The 22,337-nt window shown below is 64.0% G+C and carries 21 protein-coding genes and 1 other RNA gene; 12 read left to right on the top strand and 10 right to left on the bottom strand.

What is annotated here, in order from left to right; translation table 11 throughout:
* Positions 1-418: 418 nt before the first annotated feature.
* The 5 genes from VC212_RS15610 to VC212_RS15590 all read right to left on the bottom strand — a co-directional run bounded on the left by VC212_RS15610 (position 419) and on the right by VC212_RS15590 (position 5,444).
* Positions 419-1,177, bottom strand: a complete 759-nt coding sequence (locus tag VC212_RS15610; RefSeq protein ID WP_055851883.1) for a cytochrome c1 — start codon at positions 1,175-1,177, stop codon at positions 419-421.
* Positions 1,170-2,429, bottom strand: a complete 1,260-nt coding sequence (locus VC212_RS15605) for a cytochrome bc complex cytochrome b subunit (protein WP_055851880.1) — start codon at positions 2,427-2,429, stop codon at positions 1,170-1,172. Before VC212_RS15605 ends, VC212_RS15610 begins: the two co-directional genes overlap by 8 nt.
* Complete coding sequence (gene petA / locus VC212_RS15600; RefSeq protein ID WP_055851876.1) at positions 2,429-3,073, bottom strand: ubiquinol-cytochrome c reductase iron-sulfur subunit; 645 nt, start codon at positions 3,071-3,073, stop codon at positions 2,429-2,431. Before petA ends, VC212_RS15605 begins: the two co-directional genes overlap by 1 nt.
* 366 nt (positions 3,074-3,439) lie before the next feature.
* A complete protein-coding gene (locus VC212_RS15595; protein WP_323526293.1) occupies positions 3,440-4,429 on the bottom strand; it encodes a lytic transglycosylase domain-containing protein in 990 nt (329 codons plus the stop codon).
* 49 nt (positions 4,430-4,478) lie between these two features.
* Positions 4,479-5,444 carry a WYL domain-containing protein gene (locus VC212_RS15590; RefSeq protein ID WP_323526292.1) on the bottom strand — a complete coding sequence of 322 codons (966 nt, stop codon included), beginning with the start codon at positions 5,442-5,444 and terminating at the stop codon, positions 4,479-4,481.
* A 109-nt stretch (positions 5,445-5,553) separates the two neighbouring features.
* Here VC212_RS15590 and VC212_RS15585 point away from each other — a divergent pair, with 109 nt between their 5' ends.
* From VC212_RS15585 to VC212_RS15540, 10 genes are all read left to right on the top strand, one after another.
* The gene (locus tag VC212_RS15585) at positions 5,554-6,174 is read left to right on the top strand and encodes a glutathione S-transferase family protein (RefSeq protein ID WP_115562261.1); all 621 of its coding nucleotides are present in this window, start codon (positions 5,554-5,556) and stop codon (positions 6,172-6,174) included.
* 64 nt (positions 6,175-6,238) lie between these two features.
* Positions 6,239-7,708: a tRNA (N6-isopentenyl adenosine(37)-C2)-methylthiotransferase MiaB gene (gene miaB / locus VC212_RS15580; protein ID WP_115527957.1), complete on the top strand. Its 1,470-nt coding sequence runs from the start codon at positions 6,239-6,241 to the stop codon at positions 7,706-7,708.
* Positions 7,709-8,397: 689 nt separating this feature from the next.
* Complete coding sequence (locus VC212_RS15575) at positions 8,398-9,384, top strand: PhoH family protein (protein WP_055852306.1); 987 nt, start codon at positions 8,398-8,400, stop codon at positions 9,382-9,384.
* Between the two features lie 178 nt (positions 9,385-9,562).
* A complete protein-coding gene (locus tag VC212_RS15570; RefSeq protein ID WP_323526291.1) occupies positions 9,563-10,150 on the top strand; it encodes a hypothetical protein in 588 nt (195 codons plus the stop codon).
* Positions 10,151-10,249: 99 nt separating this feature from the next.
* Positions 10,250-10,435, top strand: coding sequence for a hypothetical protein (locus tag VC212_RS15565; protein ID WP_323526290.1), 186 nt, complete (start codon positions 10,250-10,252; stop codon positions 10,433-10,435).
* A 55-nt stretch (positions 10,436-10,490) separates the two neighbouring features.
* Positions 10,491-10,976, top strand: coding sequence for an rRNA maturation RNase YbeY (ybeY, locus tag VC212_RS15560; RefSeq protein ID WP_055851860.1), 486 nt, complete (start codon positions 10,491-10,493; stop codon positions 10,974-10,976).
* A complete protein-coding gene (locus VC212_RS15555) occupies positions 10,976-11,494 on the top strand; it encodes a hypothetical protein (RefSeq protein ID WP_323526289.1) in 519 nt (172 codons plus the stop codon). Before ybeY ends, VC212_RS15555 begins: the two co-directional genes overlap by 1 nt.
* A 95-nt stretch (positions 11,495-11,589) precedes the next feature.
* Positions 11,590-12,468 carry a transporter associated domain-containing protein gene (locus tag VC212_RS15550; RefSeq protein WP_055852298.1) on the top strand — a complete coding sequence of 293 codons (879 nt, stop codon included), beginning with the start codon at positions 11,590-11,592 and terminating at the stop codon, positions 12,466-12,468.
* On the top strand, positions 12,465-13,730 hold the full coding sequence (locus VC212_RS15545; protein WP_323526288.1) for a DUF4105 domain-containing protein: 1,266 nt from the start codon (positions 12,465-12,467) through the stop codon (positions 13,728-13,730). Before VC212_RS15550 ends, VC212_RS15545 begins: the two co-directional genes overlap by 4 nt.
* Positions 13,731-13,744: 14 nt before the next feature.
* Positions 13,745-14,746, top strand: a complete 1,002-nt coding sequence (locus VC212_RS15540; RefSeq protein WP_323526287.1) for a magnesium and cobalt transport protein CorA — start codon at positions 13,745-13,747, stop codon at positions 14,744-14,746.
* 276 nt (positions 14,747-15,022) lie between these two features.
* Here the strand turns inward: VC212_RS15540 and VC212_RS15535 are convergent, their stop codons facing one another.
* Entirely contained in the window at positions 15,023-16,387 is a 1,365-nt protein-coding gene (locus VC212_RS15535; protein ID WP_323526286.1) for an NAD-dependent succinate-semialdehyde dehydrogenase, read from the bottom strand.
* A gap of 402 nt (positions 16,388-16,789) precedes the next feature.
* Here VC212_RS15535 and VC212_RS15530 point away from each other — a divergent pair, with 402 nt between their 5' ends.
* The gene (locus VC212_RS15530) at positions 16,790-17,065 is read left to right on the top strand and encodes a hypothetical protein (RefSeq protein WP_323526285.1); all 276 of its coding nucleotides are present in this window, start codon (positions 16,790-16,792) and stop codon (positions 17,063-17,065) included.
* Between the two features lie 132 nt (positions 17,066-17,197).
* On the opposite strand, the gene VC212_RS15525 is transcribed toward VC212_RS15530, so the two are convergent.
* Genes VC212_RS15525 through potA form a run of 3 tightly spaced genes read right to left on the bottom strand, consistent with a single transcriptional unit; the run spans position 17,198 to position 20,084 of the window.
* A complete protein-coding gene (locus VC212_RS15525; protein ID WP_055851842.1) occupies positions 17,198-18,046 on the bottom strand; it encodes an ABC transporter permease subunit in 849 nt (282 codons plus the stop codon).
* Positions 18,043-18,957, bottom strand: coding sequence for an ABC transporter permease subunit (locus VC212_RS15520; RefSeq protein WP_115559015.1), 915 nt, complete (start codon positions 18,955-18,957; stop codon positions 18,043-18,045). The genes VC212_RS15525 and VC212_RS15520 overlap by 4 nt, the downstream gene beginning before the upstream one ends.
* Entirely contained in the window at positions 18,954-20,084 is a 1,131-nt protein-coding gene (gene potA, locus VC212_RS15515; RefSeq protein WP_311238636.1) for a polyamine ABC transporter ATP-binding protein, read from the bottom strand. Before potA ends, VC212_RS15520 begins: the two co-directional genes overlap by 4 nt.
* 384 nt (positions 20,085-20,468) lie before the next feature.
* Here potA and VC212_RS15510 point away from each other — a divergent pair.
* A non-coding RNA gene (locus VC212_RS15510) (sX9 sRNA) lies at positions 20,469-20,543 on the top strand.
* A 301-nt stretch (positions 20,544-20,844) separates the two neighbouring features.
* Here the strand turns inward: VC212_RS15510 and VC212_RS15505 are convergent.
* Positions 20,845-22,335: an efflux transporter outer membrane subunit gene (locus tag VC212_RS15505; RefSeq protein ID WP_323526395.1), complete on the bottom strand. Its 1,491-nt coding sequence runs from the start codon at positions 22,333-22,335 to the stop codon at positions 20,845-20,847.
* Positions 22,336-22,337: the final 2 nt, after the last annotated feature.

Genomic DNA, 22,337 nt, shown 5'->3' with positions numbered 1-22,337 from the left:
GAACCGCTGAGTTGTATGGCTTGGTGTGACCACTGGCTGACGCCGCTGCAGCATTGCGCAGGTTGCGCAGGTCGCGTGGTGTATGCGGCTGCTATTGCCGGGGTGTGCTTTCGCTGTCGTGAGCGGACCGACGCATTGCGGAATGCCTGCAGTGCAGGTTACATCCGCGCAGATCTGCGCGCGTTATCGAGGTCAACATCGTCGTGCCAGCAACGATTGGTCGGTCGTGCATGCATCACTCGCCAGCCTACCCTCACCCCAACCCCTCTCCCGTGGGGAGAGGGGCTTGAGCATATAGGTCAGTGCCTGCGCTTGGCGTCCGCAGCTTGGTGCCTTTGCTTGGTACGTGCTTGAGGCATGCGCTTGGTGCAGGCATTAATCGGAGATTACGCCCCGATCAATACACGTCCCTCAAGTCTCAATGCACATCCTTCCAATATTCCGTCTTCAGCAAGTACGCGATGAAGGTGAGGAGCGCCAGGAACAGGATCACCCACACACCCATGCTCTGCCGCTTCAATGCGGCCGGTTCGCCTGCGTACTCGAGGAAGTTGGCGATATCGCGTACGGTCTGGTCGAACTCCACCGGGGTCTGACGTCCCGGCTGCCCAAGCTTCAGCGCCTCCACCGGTTTGTCGCCGGTGGCTTTGTCGGGCGGGCCGAATTGCGCCTGCTGCAGGCCTTGCAGCTCCCACAGCGGATTGGGCATGGACGCGTTAGGGAACAATTGGTTGTTCCAGCCCAGCGGACGGGTCTGATCCAGATAAAACGACTTGAGGTAGGTGTATACCCAGTCGGTACCGCGTACGCGCGCGATCAAGGTCAGATCCGGCGGTGCCTTGCCGAACCACTTGGTCGCCGCATCGTGCGGCATTGTGCCTTCGATATGCTCGCCGACCTTGGCCCCGGTGAAGTTGAGATTGGCCATGACCTCGGCTTCGCTCAATCCCAGATCGCTGGCCATGCGCGAGTAGCGCAGGTACTTCAACGAGTGGCAGCCGGAGCAGTAGTTCATGAACAACTGCGCGCCGCGTTGCAGCGATGCGCGGTCGCCCAGATCGTTGCCCGCCTGCTGCACCTTCCCGCCTTCGGCCGCCATTGCACCTGCGGCCAGGGTCAGGCCACACAGCAGTGCCGCCACGCGCGACTTCCATGACATCACGATGCGCTTAGTCATGGGTCGTCACCCGCTCCGGTACCGGCTTGGTCTTGTCCAGCCGCGTCCACACCGGCATGGTGATGAAGAAGGCGAAGTACAGGAAGGTAAGCACACGCCCCACATAGGTTTCGTGCGCATCGGTGCCGGGGCCGGAGCCGATCACGCCCAACCACACGAAGCACACCACCAGCACGCCCAGCGCCACCTTCGAGATCCAGCCGCGATAGCGCACCGAGCGCACCTTGGCGCGATCCAGCCACGGCACCAGGAACAGGATGGCGATCGCCGAGAACATCACCAGCACGCCGCCGAGCTTGTTCGGTATCACGCGCAACATCGCGTAGTACGGCGTGTAGTACCAGACCGGCTTGATGTGCTCCGGCGTTACCAGCCGATTGGCCTCGGTAAAGTTGTCGTGCTCCAGAAACAGGCCGCCGAACGCTGGCGCGAAGAAGATGATGAAGGCAGCAATTAGCAGCAAAAAGCCGACGCCAACCAGATCTTTCACCGTGTAATACGGGTGGAACGGGATGCCATCGGCGGGCTTGTGCGCATCCCAGCGATTGCCCTTCGGCCCCTTCTTGATATCCACGCCGTCGGGATTGTTGGAGCCCACTTCGTGCAGCGCGCCGATGTGCAGCACGATCAGCAGCAACAGCACCAGCGGCAGTGCGATCACGTGCAGCGCGAAGAAGCGGTTGAGGGTGGCATCGCCGGGCAGGTAATCGCCCATGATCCACTCCGTCAGCCCGTTGCCGATCACTGGGATGGCGCCGAACAACGAGATGATGACCTTGGCGCCCCAGAACGACATCTGCCCCCACGGCAGCACGTAGCCCATGAAGGCTTCGGCCATCAGCACCAGGTAGATCAGCATGCCCAGAATCCACACCAGCTCGCGCGGCTTCTGGTAGCTGCCGTACATCAACCCGCGGAACATGTGCAGATACACCACGATGAAGAACAGCGAGGCGCCGGTGCTGTGCATGTAGCGGATCAGCCAGCCCCACTCCACGTCGCGCATGATGTATTCGACCGACGCGAATGCTTCGGCGGCGCTGGTCTTGTAGTGCATCGTCAGGAAGATGCCAGTGACGATCTGATTCACCAGCACCACGATGGCCAGCGAGCCGAAGTAGTACCAGAGGTTGAAGTTCTTCGGCGCGTAGTACTCGCTGATGTGCTTGCGGTACGTGGGCATCAGCCCGGGCGCGCGTTCGTTGACCCACTCGAACACACCGTTGGCGGTACGAACCAGGATATTGCTCATCAGGCAGCCCCCGTGCTTTTGGTCGACGGACCTGCACCATCCGGATCGACGCCGATCACCAGGGTGTTGTCGTCCACATAGTGATGCGGGGGCACCAGCAGATTGATCGGTGCGGGCACGCCGTCGAAAACGCGGCCGGACATGTCGAAACGCGATTTGTGGCAGGGGCAGAAGTAGCCACCCTTCCACTGCGGGTCGTAGGGCTCGGGCCGGATTTCGGCCACCATTTCCGGTGAGCACCCCAGATGCGTGCACAACCCGACCAGCACCGAGATATCGGACTTGATCGAGCGGTACTCGGGGTTCTTCAGCACGTACTCGGGCTGTTGGTCCTTGTTCTCGGACTTGGGGTCCTTGAGCCGGTCGTCCAACGACGGCAATGCATCGAGCATCGCCTTGGAGCGCTTGACGATCCAGATCGGCTGACCGCGCCATTCCAGGACCAGCCGTTGCCCTTCCTGCAAGGCGCTGATGTCGGCGGTCACCGGTGCACCTGCCAATTTGGCGCGTGCACTGGGATTCCACGACTTCACGAATGGAACTGCAACAAATCCTGCTCCGACCGCACCGACCACGGCCGTCGTCGCGGTCAAAAACCGACGACGCCCGATATCAGCAGGTGCGTTAACCCCATCGTTGGCCATCCGGCTCTCCGATCTTAATTAGGTAGCGTGAGGCTGCCAACGGCTGGCGGGGGGTCCAGCCGCGATGAATCGACCGCAGTGTAGCGGAACGCTTAATGCACAGACAATGCAATGTACGCAGTCGGGCATGTGCGATGCAATGGCCGATGTGCGCGGTCGCCTGTCGTGGTGCCTGCGAACCGCGATAACCCATGCGATGGTTGTGACGCAGTGCGCGCAGACGGCGCATCGGTGCGAGGGCGCGATGAGGCAGCGGAGGCATCGCTGCGCGTGTGCAGCACTGGCGACCATGCGAACGGCAAGGCCTCATTGAGTCACCACCTCAGCGCTGCCTGCATCTGCAAGTGCCGGGGCGCAGCGCGTTGCTCAGTTGGCAGTGGCGCTCTGACCGCGATAGCGGCCGGCCAGCAGGCCGACGCGTTGCACGTAGCGCTGGGTCTCGCTGTAGGGCGGCACGCCACCGTAGCGGTCCACGGCACCCTCGCCGGCGTTGTAACCCGCGGCTGCCAGGGTGAGGTCGCCATTAAAGCGCTTCAGCAACCACGAAAGGTATTGCACGCCACCGCGAATATTTTGCGATGCGTCATAGGCGTCGTTGACGCCGAAGCGGCGTGCGGTACCCGGCATCAATTGCATCAATCCCTGTGCACCGGCGCGACTGAGCGCCAACGGGTTATAGGCCGACTCGGCATGGATGATGGCGCGCACGATGGCTTCTTCGACCCCGAACTCGCGCGCCGCCGACGCGATCTCCTGCTGGTAGGCCGCGGTGTTGAGCCGGATTGCACCGAAGTTGACGCCCGGCTTGGCGCCGCAGGCGTAACAGGTCTCGATGAAGCTGTAGTGGATGGTGCGCAGCCCTTCGATGCTGGCCACCTGGCGCGGACGTGCGCTGGTGTAATGGCGCACGCCGTCCTTCATATACGAATAGACCTGCCCGCTGACCACCCGGCGCGGGTTGACCGCGGCAGCCGGCGCGGCGGCGGGCATGATCGATGTCGCACGCTCTGCCACCGGCAGCGCACGCGGCGCCGCCACAGCGGCCTCGGCCGCGCGCCGTGGTGGCGGGCTGATGATCGTAGCGGGCGCGCCACTGTCGATACTGGCGATGGGACGGGCCAGACCGCTGGACCCTGCCGTCGCCGGGTAAACAGGCGAAGGCGAAGATGGCGGACGGCGGGCCGAGCGGTCGGGGGTATAGCTGCTGATGACGCTACAGGTGGCGCCGCTCTGGCGCTTGCTCAGGTAGCTGGTGATGCCGTCGCCGCTGACGCACTTGTATAGCGTGCCGGCGCTGACCGGCGCAGCCGACAACGTGACAAGCAATAACCCCAGCAATCTTGACATCCCCTTCATGCGGCGGAGTGTCCCAGCTTGCCCCGGGCTTGCCAAGAGGCGGCAATGCTCAGGCCGACAGCCGGTGCAGTCGTGTCCGCAATGCATCCAGCGCATCGACCAGCGGTTGCCGCAGGGCGTCCGGCGCAATCGCCTCGAATGGCAGCTCCAGCAACAGCAGATTGGCGGCAAGCGCCGGCATGCTCGGCGCGCCCAGCCCAAGCCAGCAATGGCCTGCCCCGTCTGCCTCCAGCGCGCCCAGCCAGGGTGGAACCTGCGCGGCCAACGCCTCCAGCGTCCCGGGCAGGCGCACCCTCACCCGGCAGGGGAACGGCGCTTCGCCGATGGCGTTGCGCAGCAACTGCAGCGGCTCCTCCGGCAGCGCACGTGCGCCGAACCGGGCCCCGGTAAGGACTGCCAGATCGATGCGATCTGCGCGCAGCGTGCGCCAATCCTGGCGTTCGCAATCCCAGCCCAGCAGGTACCAGCGCCGACCGTAGTTGACCAACAACGCTGGCTCGACGCAGCGGGTGATGGCCCCGCCGGAGTGACGTCGATAGTCCAGCCGTAGCGTGGTGCGGTCGCGGCAGGCGCCGGCAAGCTGCGCCAGCAAGGCCGCATCTACCAGCGTGCCCGCCTCGGCAATCGGCATGCTCGCCATGGCAGCGTGTGCGGCGCTGGCGCGTTGACCGCTCCGCCGTGGCAGCAGCGGGTCCAGCTTCGCCAGCACGCGAGCCGCCGCCGCATCCATGCCGGCGATGGCCGGGGCGGCCGCGCGTAGGGCGATCGCCACGGTCAGGGCCTCTTCTTCTTCGAACAGCAGCGGCAAGGCCGCCGCACCCTGCCCCAGCCGGTAACCGCCGCCGGATCCCGGCGCCGCATGCACCGGATAACCAAGCTCGCGCAGTCGCTCGATGTCGCGCCGCAGGCTGCGCGGGTGCACCTCCAGGCGCTTGGCCAGTGCAGCGCCCGGCCAGCTGCGGCCACCTTGCAGCAAGGAAAGCAGTCGCAACAGACGGGCAGCGGTCGAAGCCATGGCGAGACGGTATTGCGGACAGAAACTGTCCGCAAGCCCACCTTAGGATCGTCATATCAGCAATGACCTCGAACCCACCTCACCACTAGCTGCTCTCAAGGAACCCACCATGTCCGCCGACCGCCACATCACCCTGTTCCACAATCCCCGCTCACGCTCACGCGGTGTCCTGGTGCTGCTGGAAGAGCTGGGCGCCAGCTACAGCCTGCAGATCATCGATCTGGAAAAGGAGCAGCAGCTTGCGCCGGAGTTCCTCGCGATCAACCCGATGGGCAAGATCCCGACGATCGTGCACGGCGACAGTGTGGTCACCGAACAAGGCGCCATCTATCAGTACCTGGCCGAGCTCTACCCGGAAGCCGGCCTGTCGCCTGCGCCGGGCGACGCCGACCGCGGTGCCTATCTGCGCTGGTTGGCGTTCTATGGCGCGGCATTCGAACCGGCAATCGTCGACCTTGCGCTCAAACGCTCGCCCCCACCGCGCTCGCTCTCGCCCTATGCCGACTCCGACACCGTACTGAACGTGGTCTACGCACAGCTGGCGCAAGGCGACTACCTGCTGGGCACGCGCTGCAGCGCAGCCGACGTGCTATGGGGCGGCGCATTGGCATGGATGGTGCAATTCGGCATGATCGACCCGCCGGCCCCGACCCGCGCCTACATCGCACGCATGACCGAGCGCCCGGCATTCGCGCGCGCAACCGGCGTCGACGCGCAGGCAGCAAGCTAGCAGCGCAAGCGCTGCCGTGAGCGGGTAAACTGTTCGGCTATCTCACCCGCCTGGAATAAGCGCCATGCCCGGGACATCCGTTTCCGATCTGTCCGCGGCCACCGCCGTGGACGCACCTGCCCTGCTGCCGTTGCCGGTCGCTCGCCCGGCGGCACCCGCCGTGGTGCGCGGCAAGCTGTACATCAAGACGCACGGTTGCCAGATGAACGAGTACGACTCGGCCAAGATGGCCGACGTGCTTGCCGCGTCCGAAGGGCTGGAGCTGACCGACAACCCTGAAGACGCCGACGTGGTGCTGGTCAACACCTGCTCCATTCGCGAGAAGGCGCAGGAAAAGGTGTTCAGCCAATTGGGCCGCTGGCGCTTGCTCAAGGAAAACCGTGCCAAGGCCGGCGGCACCCCGGTGATCATCGGCGTGGGCGGTTGCGTGGCCTCGCAGGAAGGCGAAGCCATCGTCAAGCGCGCGCCGTATGTGGATCTGGTGTTCGGGCCGCAGACCTTGCATCGCCTGCCGGAACTGATCCGTGCTCGGCGCCAGTCCGGCAAGTCACAAGTGGACATCAGCTTCCCGGAAATCGAGAAGTTCGATCGCCTACCCGAACCGCGCGCCGATGGTCCATCGGCGTTCGTGTCGATCATGGAAGGCTGCTCCAAGTACTGCTCGTTCTGCGTGGTGCCTTACACACGCGGCGAAGAAGTCAGCCGCCCGTTCGAGGACGTGCTGGTGGAAGTGGCACAGCTGGCGGCGCAAGGCGTGCGCGAGATCAACCTGCTCGGCCAGAACGTCAACGCGTATCGCGGTGCGTATGGCGCCGATGCCGGCGAGGCGGCGCAGTACGCCGATCTGGGCCTGTTGATCCGCACCATCGCGCAGATCGAGGGCATTGGCCGCATTCGCTTCACCACCTCGCATCCGCTGGAGTTTTCCGATTCGCTGGTGGATGCGTATCGCGACGTGCCGCAGCTGGCCAATTATCTGCATCTGCCGGTGCAGGCAGGCAGCGACCGCATTCTGTCGGCGATGAAGCGCGGTTACACCGCGCTGGAATTCAAGTCCAAGATCCGCAAGTTGCGCGCGGTGCGCCCGGACATTTCGATCAGCTCGGACTTCATCGTCGGCTTTCCCGGCGAGACCGAAGCAGATTTTGAAAAGACCATGAAGTTGATCGAAGATGTCGGCTTCGATCAGAGCTTTTCGTTCGTGTATTCGCGTCGCCCCGGCACGCCGGCTGCGGACCTGGAAGACGACACGCCCGATGCGGTCAAGCAGGCGCGTCTGGCCCGTTTGCAGGCGCATATCAGCGCGCATGCGGCGACCATCTCGCAGTCCATGGTCGGCAGCGTGCAGCGGGTGCTGGTGGAAGGCCCATCGCGCCGCGACCCGAACGAGCTGACCGGCAAGAGCGAGAACATGCGACCGGTGAATTTCCCCGGCAATCCGCGCCTGATCGGGCAGTTTGTGGATGTGTTGATCACCGAGGCGATGAGCAATTCGCTACGTGGTCGCATCCAACTGGACGACAGCACCAGCTGACATACGCGCCGCAGTTGTGCGGCGCTGCGTCGAGACAGTCTTTGCAGCGAACACACATCGCGCGTGCGCTGCACGCGTGATGCCGTGTCGGCACACCACTGCTGAAAGATCGATGCAAGCTGCCAGCCGTCTTGCCTGCTGGCGCGTGTGCTGGATCAGGCGGCGCACGTGCTGGCGCGCGTGACTCCTGCCTCGCCTCCATGCAGTGGACTCGCTGCTTAGCGTTCTCGTGGGCGATGCGCGAGATGCATAGCCGCGTTGCCGGAGGCGATGTCGCCACCTGCTCGCGCATCCGGCGATGCGCCGCAGAGCGGACACATCGCTGCACGCAGCATTCCACCGCATCCGCTACAGTGGTCAAAAATTCACCACACTACTGCAACACCTTGCAGCACAAGGCGTGGTGACACTTACCCACAGGCTTTGCGGAATTCGATCCACACCGCATGTGGACAACCTCGCAGGCACTGGTGATTTTTTCACCACATAGCTCCCAGACCTTGCGCCAGTAAGGCTGACGCAATCTATCCACAGGTTAGTGATGCGTGACTCCACAGCGCTTGTGGAAAACTGCCTGCACGCGCAGCGGCCATCGCTGGCGCCGCCTGGTTTGTTGGTGGGATCACATGCTGCGCGCTACCCTCATCTGCCGCCCTACCGACGCCGCACGCGCGCTGTCCGACCCCACCATGAACTCACCTGCCTACCGCGATTTCACCCTGGAACCCGACGACACCGAGCGCCTGGCCAATCTGGCCGGCCCGTTCGACGCGCACCTGCGCCAGATCGAACTCAAACTTGGCGTCGAGATCGCCAACCGCGGCAACATCTTCCGTATCACCGGCCCGGAGCCGGCAGTCACCGCCGCGCAGACGCTGTTGACTGCGTTGTATGACGAAGCCGCCTCGACCACCTTCGATAACCATGCGATCCACTTGCGCTTGACCGACGCCAATGTCGAGCATGTGGCAGACCGTGCCTACCAGGCGCAGGACGTGGCGATCAAGGTCAAGCGCGGCACCGTGCGCGGCCGCGGCGCAAACCAGGCCAAGTACCTGCATGCGATCGCCACGCATGACATCAATTTCGGCATCGGCCCGGCCGGCACCGGCAAGACCTTCCTGGCAGTGGCCAGCGCGGTGGAAGCCTTGAACGAATCGCGCGTGCAGCGGCTGATCCTGGTGCGCCCAGCGGTGGAGGCCGGCGAAAAGCTCGGCTTCCTGCCAGGCGACCTCAGCCAGAAAGTGGACCCGTACCTGCGCCCGCTGTACGACGCGCTGTACGAAATGCTGGGTGTGGAAAAGGTGGTCAAGCTGCTGGAAAAGAACGTCATCGAAATCGCCCCGCTGGCCTATATGCGCGGCCGCACGCTCAACGATGCCTACGTGATCCTGGACGAGGCGCAGAACACCACCATCGAACAGATGAAGATGTTCCTGACCCGCCTGGGCTTCGGCTCCACCGCCGTGGTCACTGGCGACCTGACCCAGATCGATCTGCCCAAGCACGTCAAATCCGGCCTGCGCGATGCGATCGAGGTGCTGCACGATGTGGAAGGCGCCAGCTTCACGTTCTTCGAAGCACGCGACGTGGTGCGGCATCCGTTGGTGGCGCGTATTGTCAAGGCTTATGAAAAGCGCGACCTAGTCGAAAAGCCTGCCGAACCTGCAGCATGACGGCGTAACGATGTCGCCCTGCTAAGCGGGGCTTGGTGCAAATTTAGGACAAGCCAGAAACTGCGGAAATTCTCGGCGTGGCCATCGTGCCGCCGTCCTCCGCAGCGCGGATCTGCACGCGCCAATCCGCAGCGCTACAGCGTTACACTTGGGACAACGCTCTGCACAGGAAGTGCGCATGGTCGGCTATCGCGTCTTGTTCTCTGTCTGCCTATTGAGTCTTGCGCCGGTTGCGTTGTCAGCCGCAGCGGAGAATGTCGGTGCATCCTCCCGCGCTTACATCGAAACCAGTTATCTGGCCGCACCGAGGAATATTGGCCCATTCAGGCTCGCCCGCAGTTCCTACAACCCGGCCGCCAAGGTTTCGGGCGCCGGGTTTCATTACACGATGGCCGACCATTCGGAATTGAACATCGATGTCTTCGTGTATCCGGCCGGGCAACGTGATCAAGCCGAAGCCATCAAGCACGGCATGGCCGCCTTCCGCCAGGATCTTGCCGCAGCGCGGACGCAAGGCACCTATTCACGGCTGGACGAGCTGGACCAGACCAGGTTCATCTTGACAAGCGACGATGCCCCGACTCACACCCCGGCCAATGCGGTAGATGCCCAGGTGATTGCGGCCATTGCCGATGCCGAGCGAATCGTTGGAGAAAAGTTGAGACTCAGCATGGACTTATCATCGTCCGGCATGCCACTGCTTTCCACAGGCTATCTGTTCTACAGGCAGCTCTACTACGTCAAGGTACGGGTATCGGCAGCGTAGCGAGCCATCGCGCAACCCGACTTTGATGCGCTCGCCGACCAAGCCGCACGTGCGCTCGTACCGGCAGTGAAGGTGACCAACATCGGCGGATGCGCGGACTTGACCATCCACCTCGACGCCAAGGCCAAGCCCGAGCAAGGCGCCGTGGACATGACGCGCCAGCTCAAGGCGCATCTGGGCTTCAATTGCTACACGTCGACCAAGCAGGCTGGCATCGAAGATTTGGTAAAAGCCGCCGAGGTGATCGAAATCGCCTACAGCGCCGGTGACTGGAAGTCGCAGTGAGGCAGCACTCGCGCGATACTGTCACCTCTGTCTGATCTGACTTGCTGGTGTTCCCATGACCAAAGGACCCGTCCGCCTCGACGTTGCCGTCAGTTATGCGCTTCCGCGCGCCGGCCTGCCGTCCGCGGTGAGTTTTCGCAAGTGGGTGGCCGCGGCGCTGAAGGGCCGCATCCGCGAGGCCGACCTGGCGGTGCGCGTGGTCGACGAGAAGGAAGGCTGCTCGCTCAACCATCATTACCGCGGCAAGGACTACGCCACCAACGTGCTGAGCTTTCCGGCCGAACTGCCCGAAGGCTTGCCCAAGGGCATCAAGATGCCGCTGCTCGGCGATCTGGTGATCTGCGCGCCGGTGGTGGCACGCGAGGCGGCCGAACAGGGCAAATCGCTGGCATCGCATTACGCGCATCTCACCGTGCATGGCACCTTGCATCTGCTGGGCTGGGACCACGAAGACGACAAGGAAGCCGACGCCATGGAGCAGCTGGAGCGGGAAATCCTGGCCGACCTGGGCATCGACGACCCGTATGCGGGGGAGCGCTGATGCGCGCGTGGTTTGCCCTGACCTGCGTGCTGCTGAGCCCGTCAGCGGTGCTGGCACAGACCGCACCGGTACGCCCGGACCTGCCGGCATTGATCGAATGCCGGCAGCGCATTGGCGACTTCAATGCCCTGACGCCGGTACTGGCCGACCCGCTCAAGGCGGTCGCGCTGGGCTGGACGCCGCTGGAGCAGTCCAACCTGTTCATGACCGAATACACGCTCAACACGCCAATCACTGTGTTCGGCCACAGCACCACGCATATCGCGTTCTCCGGCGCCAGCGTCATGGCGATCCTGGACCTGCCCGACCCGCGCCCGCTGGCCAAACAGCTGGACCTGGAACTGGGCGTGGATAACGCCGAAAAGGTCATGTATGGCCGCGAGCTGGTCAGCGAAGACACCACCAACCCGAAGACCGGCGAGGCGATGATCGAGTCGGTCGTGCTCAGCGTGACCAACGTCAAATCGCATCCGGGCAAGACCGTGGTCGGCTGCGGCTACAGCCTGGACCTGCCCTGAAACCCGGCGCCCGGCAGCGCATCCACAGCGGCTTGCCGGCTTCCTGCTAGACTGCGACCTATCGCCTGGTCTGCCGGGTGCCCTTCCCCGTCATGATGTCCGAAGACGACAGTAGCCACACCTCAGAAAACCCCGAAAAACGCCGCAGCTGGCTCGAACGCCTGAGCGCGGCCTTCTCTGGCGAACCCCATACCCGCGACGAACTGGTCGCCTTGCTGCGGACCGCCGAACAAGACGGTCTCATCGCCGCAGACACCCTGCGCATGATGGAAGGCGCGATTTCCGTGTCCGAGCTCACCGTGGGCGACGTGATGATTTCGCGCTCGCAAATGGTGTCGCTGCCGGTGGAAGCGCGCTTCATCGACCTGATGAAGCAGGTGGTCGAATCCGGCCATTCGCGCTTCCCTGTACATGGCGAAAACAAGGACGAAGTGCTCGGCATCCTGCTGGCCAAGGACCTGTTGCGCGGCGTGGTCGCCGATAACGGGCCCGGCAATGTGCGCGAGCTGTTGCGCCCGGCGGTGCTGATCCCCGAGTCCAAGAAGCTCAACGTGCTGCTCAAGGAATTCCGCCTGTCGCGCAACCACATGGCGATTGTGGTGGACGAGTACGGCGGCGTCGCCGGTGTGGTCACCATTGAAGACGTGCTGGAGCAGATCGTTGGCCAGATCGACGACGAGCACGACGATGCCGAAGAAGAGAATTCGCTGATCGCGATCCAGGCGGATGGCCGCTACGTGGTCGATGCGCTGACGCCGATCGAGGACTTCAACGAACGCTTCGGCGCCGAATTCCCGGATGACGAGTACGACACCGTGGGTGGGCTGGTGACCGATGCGATCGGGCACCTGCCGGAGACCGGCGAAGAGTTGACCTTGGGCAGGTTTGCGTTCCGCGTGGCCAAGGCCGACACGCGCCGTGTACATGCCTTCCACGTCACCATCCTGCCGCCCGACCCGCAGGACGACGCTTGAACCTCGCGCGCCGTCACGCCACGGTGCGATGCAGCCGTGGTGGCTGGCAATGGATCGCTTCCTGGGCGCTGCTCCTGCTGACGCTGCTGGTGGCGCCACTTGCGTCGGCCCAGGGTACGCAGGCTGCTGCCCCGGCTAGCACACCGCCACCGCGCGTCGGCGTGGTCACCATGCAGCCGGGCGAAGTGTTCTTCGAGCGCTTCGGGCATGACGCCATCGTGGTGGTCGACCCGCTCACTCAGCGGGCAACCTCGTACAACTTCGGCTTCTTCGATCCGAGCGAGCCGGACTTCGTGCCGCGCTTCACCCGCGGCGAAATGATGTATTACCTGGTGGCGTTGCCGCTGGAAGAAGACTTGTCGCAGTACCGCGACGTTGGCCGCGGCGTCAGTGTGCAGTGGCTGGATCTGCCGCCCGAGCAGGCGCGCGCGCTTGCCGATGGCCTGGCGGTCCGCAGCCGGCCCGAAAACGCCCGCTATCACTACGATTATTTCGAAGCCAACTGCGCCACCATGGTGCGCGACACCCTGGACCGTGCCATGGGCGGCGGTTTGAAATCGCAGCTGGCCGGCCGCTCGCGCGGCAATACCTTTCGCAGCGAAGCGGTGCGCCTGGCCTCCCCTGCCCCGTGGATGTGGCTGGGCTTCGACCTGGGGCTAGGGCCGTACGCAGACCGCTCGCTGTCGCGCTGGGAAGAAGCGTTCGTGCCGATGCGGCTGGCCGACAGCCTGACCCAGGTACACAACAGCGCCGGCCGCCCCTTGGTGCAAGCCACGCAGGTACTGCTGCCGCACCGTATCGCCCCGGAACCTGCCGACCAGCAGCGCCATTGGTGGCCATGGTTGCTGGTCGGCCTGGCGCTTGCAGCCGGCGTGCTGGCACTGCGTCGCAAACCGCGCTTACTGGCCGGCCTTGCGCTGCCGTTTTGGTTGCTGTGCGCCATCGGCGGCGGCCTGCTGGTGTACCTGTGGGGCTTTACCGCGCACCAGTCCGCCTGGGCCAACCGCAATCTGCTGCTGGTCAATCCGCTGTGCGTGCTGCTGTTGATCGGCGGCATACAGTTGCTGCGTGGTCGCCGGCCCGGACGCTGCTTCGATGGACTGCGCTGGGTGGTGGCCGCAGGGGCCTTGCTGGCCATGGTGATTCACTGGCTCTCGTTCCAGGCGCAATACAACCTGCAATGGGTAATGCTGCTGTTGCCGGTCCACGCCGCGCTCGCGATCGCTCTGCAGCCGCGCGACTTGCCGCTGCGTCAGCGCTGATCCAGGATGCGCGCATGAACAACCACGGTCGCCATCCGGACAACCCGTCCTGCGTCATCACCTGCGCGTACTACGACGGTGACGGCAAGCGGCACGACATCAGCCTGGAGCAGATCAGCGACGTGCTGGAGCGCCCGGATGGCTTCGTCTGGGTTGGCTTGTATGAGCCGCAGGAATCGGTGCTGCACAAGTTGCGGGACGAGTTCGGCCTGCACGATCTGGCTATCGAGGACGCGCTCAAGGCGCACCAACGCCCCAAGGCCGAGAGCTACGGCAATTCGTTGTTTGTGGTGGTCAATACCGCGCAACTGGTCAACGAACGCATCCGCTACGGCGAGACGCATGCGTTCCTCGGCGCACGTTTTCTGCTGACCGTGCGCCATGGCGCGTCGCTGTCCTACACGCCGGTCCGCCATCGGGTGGAACGCGAGCCGGCGATGCTGCGCAAGGGCGCGTCGTTCTGTCTGTATGGCGTGCTGGACTTTGTGGTCGACAACTACCTGCCGATCATGGACGAGTTTCGCGACACGCTGGAAGGCCTGGAAAAAGACATTTTTGCCGACAATTACAAGCGCGAAACCGTGGTGCGCCTGTATGAGCTCAAGCGCGAACTCAACAAGATGCGTCTGGTGGTCGCCCCGTTACAGGACGTGCTCTCGCACCTCAAGCGCAATCCGGGCGCGTTGATCCATGACGAGGTCGGCATCTACCTGCGCGACGTGCTCGATCACGCCGTGCGCATCAACGACGCCATCGACACCTTGCGCGAGATGCTCGGCACCGCCTTGAGCGTCAACCTGTCGATGGTGACGCTGGCGCAGGGCGAAACCGTCAAGCGCCTGGGCGCCTGGGCCGCCCTGCTCGCCGCACCGACCCTGATTACCAGCTGGTACGGCATGAACTTCAGCCACATGCCCGAACTCGACAAATCCTATGCCTACCCCTTACTGGTGGGCGGCGTGGTGGCCTCGTGCCTGGTGCTGTATCGCCTGTTCAAGCGCGCGCGGTGGCTGTAGGCCGCTTTGCGGCCGGGATTGGGGAGTGGCGATTCGGGATTGGTTGGAGCGGGTTGGCTGGTTGCTGATCGAGCTTGAGTGATGGTTGAGTTTGAGCGCTGTTGCGTTTGATCGTTCGATCAATCCTGTTTGAAGGCTGGTGGTTTCTGTTGGCGCGCGCTAGCCAACGACCAGCTGATGCGTACCCTCATCCGCCCTTGGGGCACCTTCTCCCGATGGGAGAAGGAAGCGCCGTTGCTTGACGAATCCCTACTCCCGAATCCCCACTCCCGGCACTCAAGCCACATAGATCGTCTTGATATTCATGAACTCGTGGATGCCGTGATCGGCGAGTTCGCGGCCAAATCCTGAGCGCTTGATGCCACCGAATGGCAGCCGCACATCGCTCTTGACCACCGAATTGACGAAGGCGGCGCCGCACTGCAGTTGCTGCGCCACGCGCTCGCCGCGCTTGGCGTCTGCGGTCCACACGCTGCCACCCAGGCCGAACGTAGTGTCGTTGGCCACACGTACCGCTTCGGCTTCGTCGGCCACACGAATGATAGAGGCCACCGGACCGAAGAATTCTTCGTCGTACGCCGGCATGCCGGGGGCGACCTGGTCGAGGATCGTGGCCGGGTAGCCGGCATGCGAGCCCGGCACCGGTGCACCGCCCAGCAATACCTTCGCTCCCTTCTCCACGCTGGCCTGCACCTGCTTGTGCAATTCGTCGCGCAAATCGGCGCGTGCCATCGGTGCGAGTGTGGTGCTTTCCTGTTGCGGGTCGCCGACCACGCGCTCGGCGGCGGCGGCGACAAAGCGTTCGATAAACTGGTCGGCGATGGCATCGACCACGATGAAGCGCTTGGCGGCAATGCAGGTCTGCCCGCTATTGTCGAAGCGCGACTGCACTGCCGATTGCACGGTGTGTTCAAGATCGGCGTCTTCCAGCACCACGAAGGCGTCACTGCCGCCCAACTCCATCACGCACTTCTTCAGTTGATCGCCGGCATTGGCGGCCAGCGAGCGGCCGGCACGTTCGCTGCCGGTCAACGTCACTGCAACAATGCGGTCATCGCGCAGCACATCGGCGGCCTGGTCGTTGTCGATATGCAGCACGTCGAAAACGCCCGGCGGAATGCCGGCGGCATCAAGCATGTCCTTCATCGCATCGGCGCAACGCGGCACGTTGCTGGCATGCTTGAGCAGCGCCACATTGCCGGCCATCAGGCCCGGCGCGAGAAAGCGAAACGCCTGCCACAGCGGAAAATTCCACGGCATCACCGCAAACACGCAGCCCAGCGGTTCATAGCGCACATAGCTGGACTGCGCCTCGGTTGGAATCTCGCGCGGCGCCAAGTACTCGGCAGCATGGTCGGCGTAATACGCGCAGGCCTGCGCGCACTTGTCGACCTCGGCCAGCGCTTCGCGGCGCAGCTTGCCCATCTCGGCGGTCATGATGCGCTGCAGGTCGTCGCGCCGTTTGGTCAACTCCTCGCCAACCCGGCGCAGCAAGGTGCCCCGTTCGGCCAAGGGCAATGCTGCCCACTGCGCAAACGCCTTGGCGGACGCGGCCAAGCGCGCCTCGATGGCGGCGGCGTCCAGCGTCTGCTGGGTATGTTCGACCTGGCCGTTGGCAGGGTTGACGGTGTCGTAGGACATGACGGTCTCCAGTTGCAAGACGCCCAATGCTAGTCGCCGGGAAGTTGCAGCCGCGTCACAACCACTGCAAATTGCTGCAACGCTGTGTTTACCCGCACCGCGACGCAATGCCGCACCTTCACCGCACAGCTGGCGGATCAATTGCAGCTGGGATCACGCTCCCAGACAAGGTAACGAAAGCAGCCTTGCCCTGTTCAGACGGTCCAACCGCGCATTGCTCTAGCATTGCGCGGCGGCAGATTCATCCATCCATGGAAGACCACCACGATGCGCCGGAATCTCATCGCTCTCGTTGTACTTGGCACCAGTGCATGCCTGACGGGATGTGCCGTCCTCCAGGACCTCTTGCGTGGCCCGCGGCCCGGACCAGCCGGGTTTGTCACCGTACGCTGCAACAGCCTGATGCCCGATCCCGCGCAACCCTGCGAGGACGAGGCACTGCATGCGTGCTCGGACACTGCGATCCGCCAACTGATCACCGCGCAGTCGTCGCCGAACATGGTCACGATCGTTCCCGATAAGCGAAAGTCCAAGGACGACAGCAAGGACAACCGCAAGGACCGCGCCGATGAACAACCTAGAGTCGAGCAACACGGCTACGACATCAGGGCCGAGTATCAGTGCTACCTGACCAAGCCGCAGCCCTGGGACAACGGGTACACGCCTCCGGCCAGGTAGCCGCCGCTCGCACTGGTGTGCCCAGCGTCCGGCGGCCGTCGTATCCGTCGTACACGTCGGTGGCTTGAGCGTTCGCACCTGTCTGATGGCCGCTTGCTGCAGTTCATTGGCCACACTAACGCGGGCACCTGCTCAGGGAGCAGCTTGCAGCGCCAGTTGCTGATCGCGCAGACGGCGTTTTTCGCTGCGTGCCAGCAGCCACCAACCGATCACCGCGGCGACCGACACCGCCAGCACCATCACTGTGGCCAGTGCGTTGATCTTGGGGCTGATGCCCAGCCGCACCGATGCGAACACCTTGATCGGCAACGTGGTGGAACTGGGCCCGGCCAGGAAGCTGGCAATCACTACATCGTCCAGCGACAGGGTAAAGGCGAGCAGCCACCCCGATGCGAGTGCCGGCGCGATGATCGGCAAGGTGATCAGGAAGAACACCTTCAGCGGCGTGGCTCCCAGATCCATCGCAGCTTCTTCCAGCGAGCGGTCCAGCTCCTGCAGGCGCGAGGAAATCACCACGGTGACAAACGATACGGTGAAGGTGACATGCGCGACCCAGATCGCCACTGCCCCGCGCGGTGCGATGCCGAGCACGCCGCCCATCGAGACCAGCAACAGCAGGATGGACAAGCCGATGATCACCTCCGGCATCACCAGCGGTGCGGTGATCAGCGCACCGAATAGCGTTTTGCCGGGAAACCGCCGCATGCGCACCATCGCCATCGCGGCCATCGTGCCCAGCACCATCGACGCGCAGGCGGTCCAGAACGCAACTTCCAGACTGACCCAGGCTGCCTCCAGCAATTGCCGGTCGCGCAGCAACTCGCCATACCAGCGCGTCGAAAACCCGCCCCACACCGTGGCCAGACGCGAGGCGTTGAACGAGTACACCATCAGCAAGAGGATCGGCAGATACAAAAACCCGAACCCCAGCGCGAGCACACTGCCGCCCAGTACGCGCCCACCGCGCGAGGCCCGCATCAAGTCAGCCGCCCTTCCAGCTCGCGCTGCTGGTAACGGTGGAAGATCACGATCGGCACCAGCAGCAACACCAGCATGACGGTGGCCACGGCAGCGGCCACCGGCCAATCGCGATTATTGAAGAACTCGCCCCACAACACGCGGCCGATCATCAAGGTGTTGGGGCCGCCCAGCATTTCCGGAATCACAAACTCGCCCACCGCCGGGATCATCACCAGCATGCAGCCGGCCACGATGCCATTACGCGACAGCGGCAAGGTGATACGCACAAACGCTTGCCACGGACGCGCGCCCAGATCGTAGGCCGCTTCCAGCAAGCGGTTGTCGTGCTTGACCAGATTGGCGTACAGCGGCAACACCATGAAGGGCAGATAGCAGTAGACGATGCCGATATAGGCGGCGACGGGCGTGTACAGCAACTGCAACGGCTGCTTGATCACGCCCAGCGCCAGCAGCGCCTGATTGAGCAGGCCGTTGCCGTCGAGAATGCCGATCCACGCGTAGACACGAATCAAGAACGAGGTCCACGATGGCAGCACCACCAGCATCATCGCCACGTTGCGGGTAGCCGACGGCAAGCGTGCGATCACATACGCCATCGGGTAGCCGATCAACAACGCCAGTGCGGTGGAGATCGCCGCGATCTTGATCGAGCTCAGGTACGCGGCCACGTACTGGCTGTCGCGCAGCAGCGCGAGGTAATTGCCCAGATGCAGCTTGACGCTGACGGCGCCATCGGCCGCAGATGCGAACAGCGGCGTGTATGGCGGCATCGCGATGGCGCGCTCGGCAAACGAAATCTTCAGCACGATCAGGAACGGGATCGCGAAGAACACCAGCAACCACAGGTACGGTGCGGCGATCACGCCCCAACGCGCACCCGGCAAGCCGCGACGGAAAAGACGCGGCCTCATGCGGTAAGCACCACGCCATCGTCCTCGCCCCAACCCACCCACACCGCATCGCCCCAGGTCAGCGCTTCGCTTGCCCAGCGCTGGCGATTGGCGAAGTTAGCCATCAGCTTGACCCCGCTGGGCAGGCGCACGTGGTAGACCGAATGGCTGCCGAAATAGGCGATGTCTTCGATCACGCCCTGCGCCTTGTTGCAGGCCTGCGTGGGTTCGTCCTTGCCGATGGCGAGTTTTTCCGGACGCAGCGCAAACGCCACCGCTTGGCCTTCGAAGCCGGTGATACCGTGGCCGATACGGATAGGGGCGTCGAACGCCGGCGTCTTCAGCGTGACGTAATCGGGCGCGTCTTCGGCGATGACGGCATCGATCAGATTGACCGAGCCGATGAATTCGGCAGCGAAACGGTTGGCCGGTTGTTCGTAGATTTCATCGGGCGTGCCGACCTGCTGGATCCAGCCCTGATCCATCAGCGCGATGCGCGTGGCCATGGTCATCGCCTCCTCCTGGTCGTGGGTGACCATCACGCAGGTGACCCCGGAGGTTTCGATGATGTTGACCAGTTCCAGCTGCATCTGCGAGCGCAGTTTTTTGTCCAGCGCGCCCATCGGTTCGTCCAGCAGCAGCAGTTTGGGCCGCTTGGCCAGCGAGCGCGCCAGCGCGACACGCTGCTGCTGGCCGCCGGAGAGCTGATGCGGCTTGCGCCTGGCCAACGCGCCCAGCTGCACCAGCTCCAGCATCTCGCCGACGCGGGTGGCGATGGCGGCCTTCGACAGGCCTTCCTGCTTCAGCCCGAAGGCGATGTTCTGCTCCACGCTCATATGCGGAAACAGCGCGTAGGACTGGAACATCATGTTGATCGGGCGCTCGTACGGCGGCAGCGCGTCGATCGGCTGGCCATCGAGTGTGATGCGCCCCTTGGTGGGTCGCTCGAAGCCGGCCAGACAGCGCAGCAAGGTGGATTTGCCGCTGCCCGACCCGCCCAGCAGCGCAAAGATTTCGCCCTTGCGGATCTGCAGGCTGACATCGTCGACCGCGACAAAGCCATCGAATTCCTTACGGACCTCGCTGATGGACAGGTAGCCGGCATCCGCAGGGGTGGACAGGGGCGGCAAGGCGTCGGTCAGTGACATGGTTCCTCTCGATGACGGCAAACGCAGGCGCCGGGGGTAGAGCCTGCGCGCCATGATGGCAAAAGCATGTATCGGCTGTCGGGCGCGTCTGCGCGTCTGCGCGTCTGCGCGTCTGCGCGTCTGCGCGTCTGCGCGTCTGCGCGTCTGCGCGTCTGCGGCTGAGAGTGACGATCAAGCGGCTTTGCGGCAAGTGCCCGTGACTGCATCAGTGGTGACTTGTTTCGATTGGAGAAGACATCGCCGGGCAATACCAGCCGATCAAGCGGAGCTAACGCTAGACGAGCAGCTAACAAAACGACTGTGCTCAACGCCAGGCGGCCGGTGCTCCGTGCTCCGTGCTCGGTGCTCGGTGCTCGGTGCTCGGTGCTCGGTGCTCGGTGCAGCATCTACTACTCGTACACTCCGGTTCTGCGTGCTGTCCGCACCCACCTGACGATTGCTGGCTCCGTTGTGTTAGCCGCTCCAAGTTGGTCTGATCAACCGGATATCCGGATGCAAAACGCACGCCGTCCAAACGTGTAAGACGATGCGTAAATCGGTATGCAAGCCGTCCTCGTCGCTGCGTGTTTAAGTCCAGCAAAGCGCAGGTTTCCACACTCACTGACGGGGCTTGTGCAAACCCCATCAACCCGATGACGTCCGTGCCACCAATACTCCCGATGCAGACCGCATGCGCAACCATCACCGACGCGCGGCAATGGCAATGGAATTGGCAGCGCAGGCATGCCTACTTGAAGGCACCATCAGGCATCGACAACAGTCAACGCGTCTCCTGCGGCGCCTCGCTCCAGCCCAGACCCAGACTTTTTTGCAGCGCGACGTAGTTGACCAATAGCTGCACCTGCGCTTGCGCGGCGGCGTCCTGTGCGGACAACTGCTGGCGTTGCACGTCGAGCAGATCGATCGACGAGGTTGCGCCGGCATCGCGGCGTTGCTGCATCAGTCCGGCCGAGCGCGTGGCCGAGGCTTCGGCCTGGCGCGCGACCACTAGCTGCTTGCGCGCAGAACCGAAGCGCGACAACGCAGAGCTGGCATCCTGCAACGCCGCCAGCACCGCGCCCTCATAAGCCGCCTCGCGGCCGGCATTGCCGGCACGCGCCTGTTCCACCTGCGCACGGGTCTTGCCGAAATCGAAGATCGACCAGCGCAGCATCGGCACCGCCAGGGTGGTCAGCGCATCGGAGTTGAAGTCGCTGGGCGAACCGGCCACCCAACTCAGCCCACCCAGCAGGGTCACCTGCGGGAAGTAACCATTCAACGCCTCGCCGATCTGCGCGCTGGACGCGGCCAGCTCGCGCTCGGCCTTGCGCACGTCGGGGCGACGACGGATCAACGCGCCGGCATCGTCCACGCGCACGTCGGTGGGCAACATCGGCAGTGGCTGCACCGCCGCCAGTTGCGCGTCCAACGCGCCGGGCTCGCGTCCGACCATCAAGGCGAGCTGGTCCAGCGCTTCCTGCAATTGCATTTCCAGCGGCAGACGCTGCGCTTGCTGCTGCTGCACCTGGGTAGCGATCTGCTCAACCTGCAGGTCAGAGGACGCACCGCGCTCGCGGCGTTGACGGGTCAATGCCAGCGATTGGCCGATCTTCTCCAGATTGGCATCGGCAATGGCCAGCCGTGCCTGCAGCCCGCGATAGTTGAGATACACCTGCCCCACTTCGGCGGCGAGCTGCACCTGCGCATCGGCCAGCTCGGCTTCGGAGGCCTGCGCTTGCGCCAGCGCGCCCTCGGCGGCGCGACGGCGGCGGCCGAAAAAATCCAGCTCCCAACTGGCATCGAAACCGGCGCTGTAGATCTGGGTCTTGTCCAGATCCAGTGCCTGATCGCCTGCGGCTGGCTGTTGACCGGGCTGGCCCTCCTGCAGCCCGCCCAGCGTGTCCACGATGGTCTGCGGCGGCTCGGCATAGGCGTAGATCGCACTGGCATTGAGCTTGGGCAAGCGCTCGGCGCGGCGTTGCCGGGCCAGAGCGCGGTTGGCGCGCAGACGCGCTTGCGCTGCGCGCAGGTTGGGGCTGTCGGCCAACGCCCGGGTCACCAGCTGGGTGAGCTGCGGGTCGTTCAATTGCTCCCACCAGTGGTTCAACGGCGCGGCGGCAACCACCTGCGCGCCGCTGGCGCGATGCAGCGCGGGCGCCTGCATGGCCGCATCGGCCACCGGCGGTGCCTTGGTGTAGTTGGGGCCGACCATGCAGCCGCCCAGCAACACGGCGCTCAGCGCCGCCGCCAGTGGCATGCGCATCGGGCGCAGGG

Source organism: Xanthomonas sp. WHRI 8932A (assembly GCF_035012785.1).
GTDB lineage: Bacteria > Pseudomonadota > Gammaproteobacteria > Xanthomonadales > Xanthomonadaceae > Xanthomonas.
The sequence above is the reverse complement of the archived record's forward strand: the minus strand, read 5'-3'. Positions and strand labels throughout refer to the sequence as shown.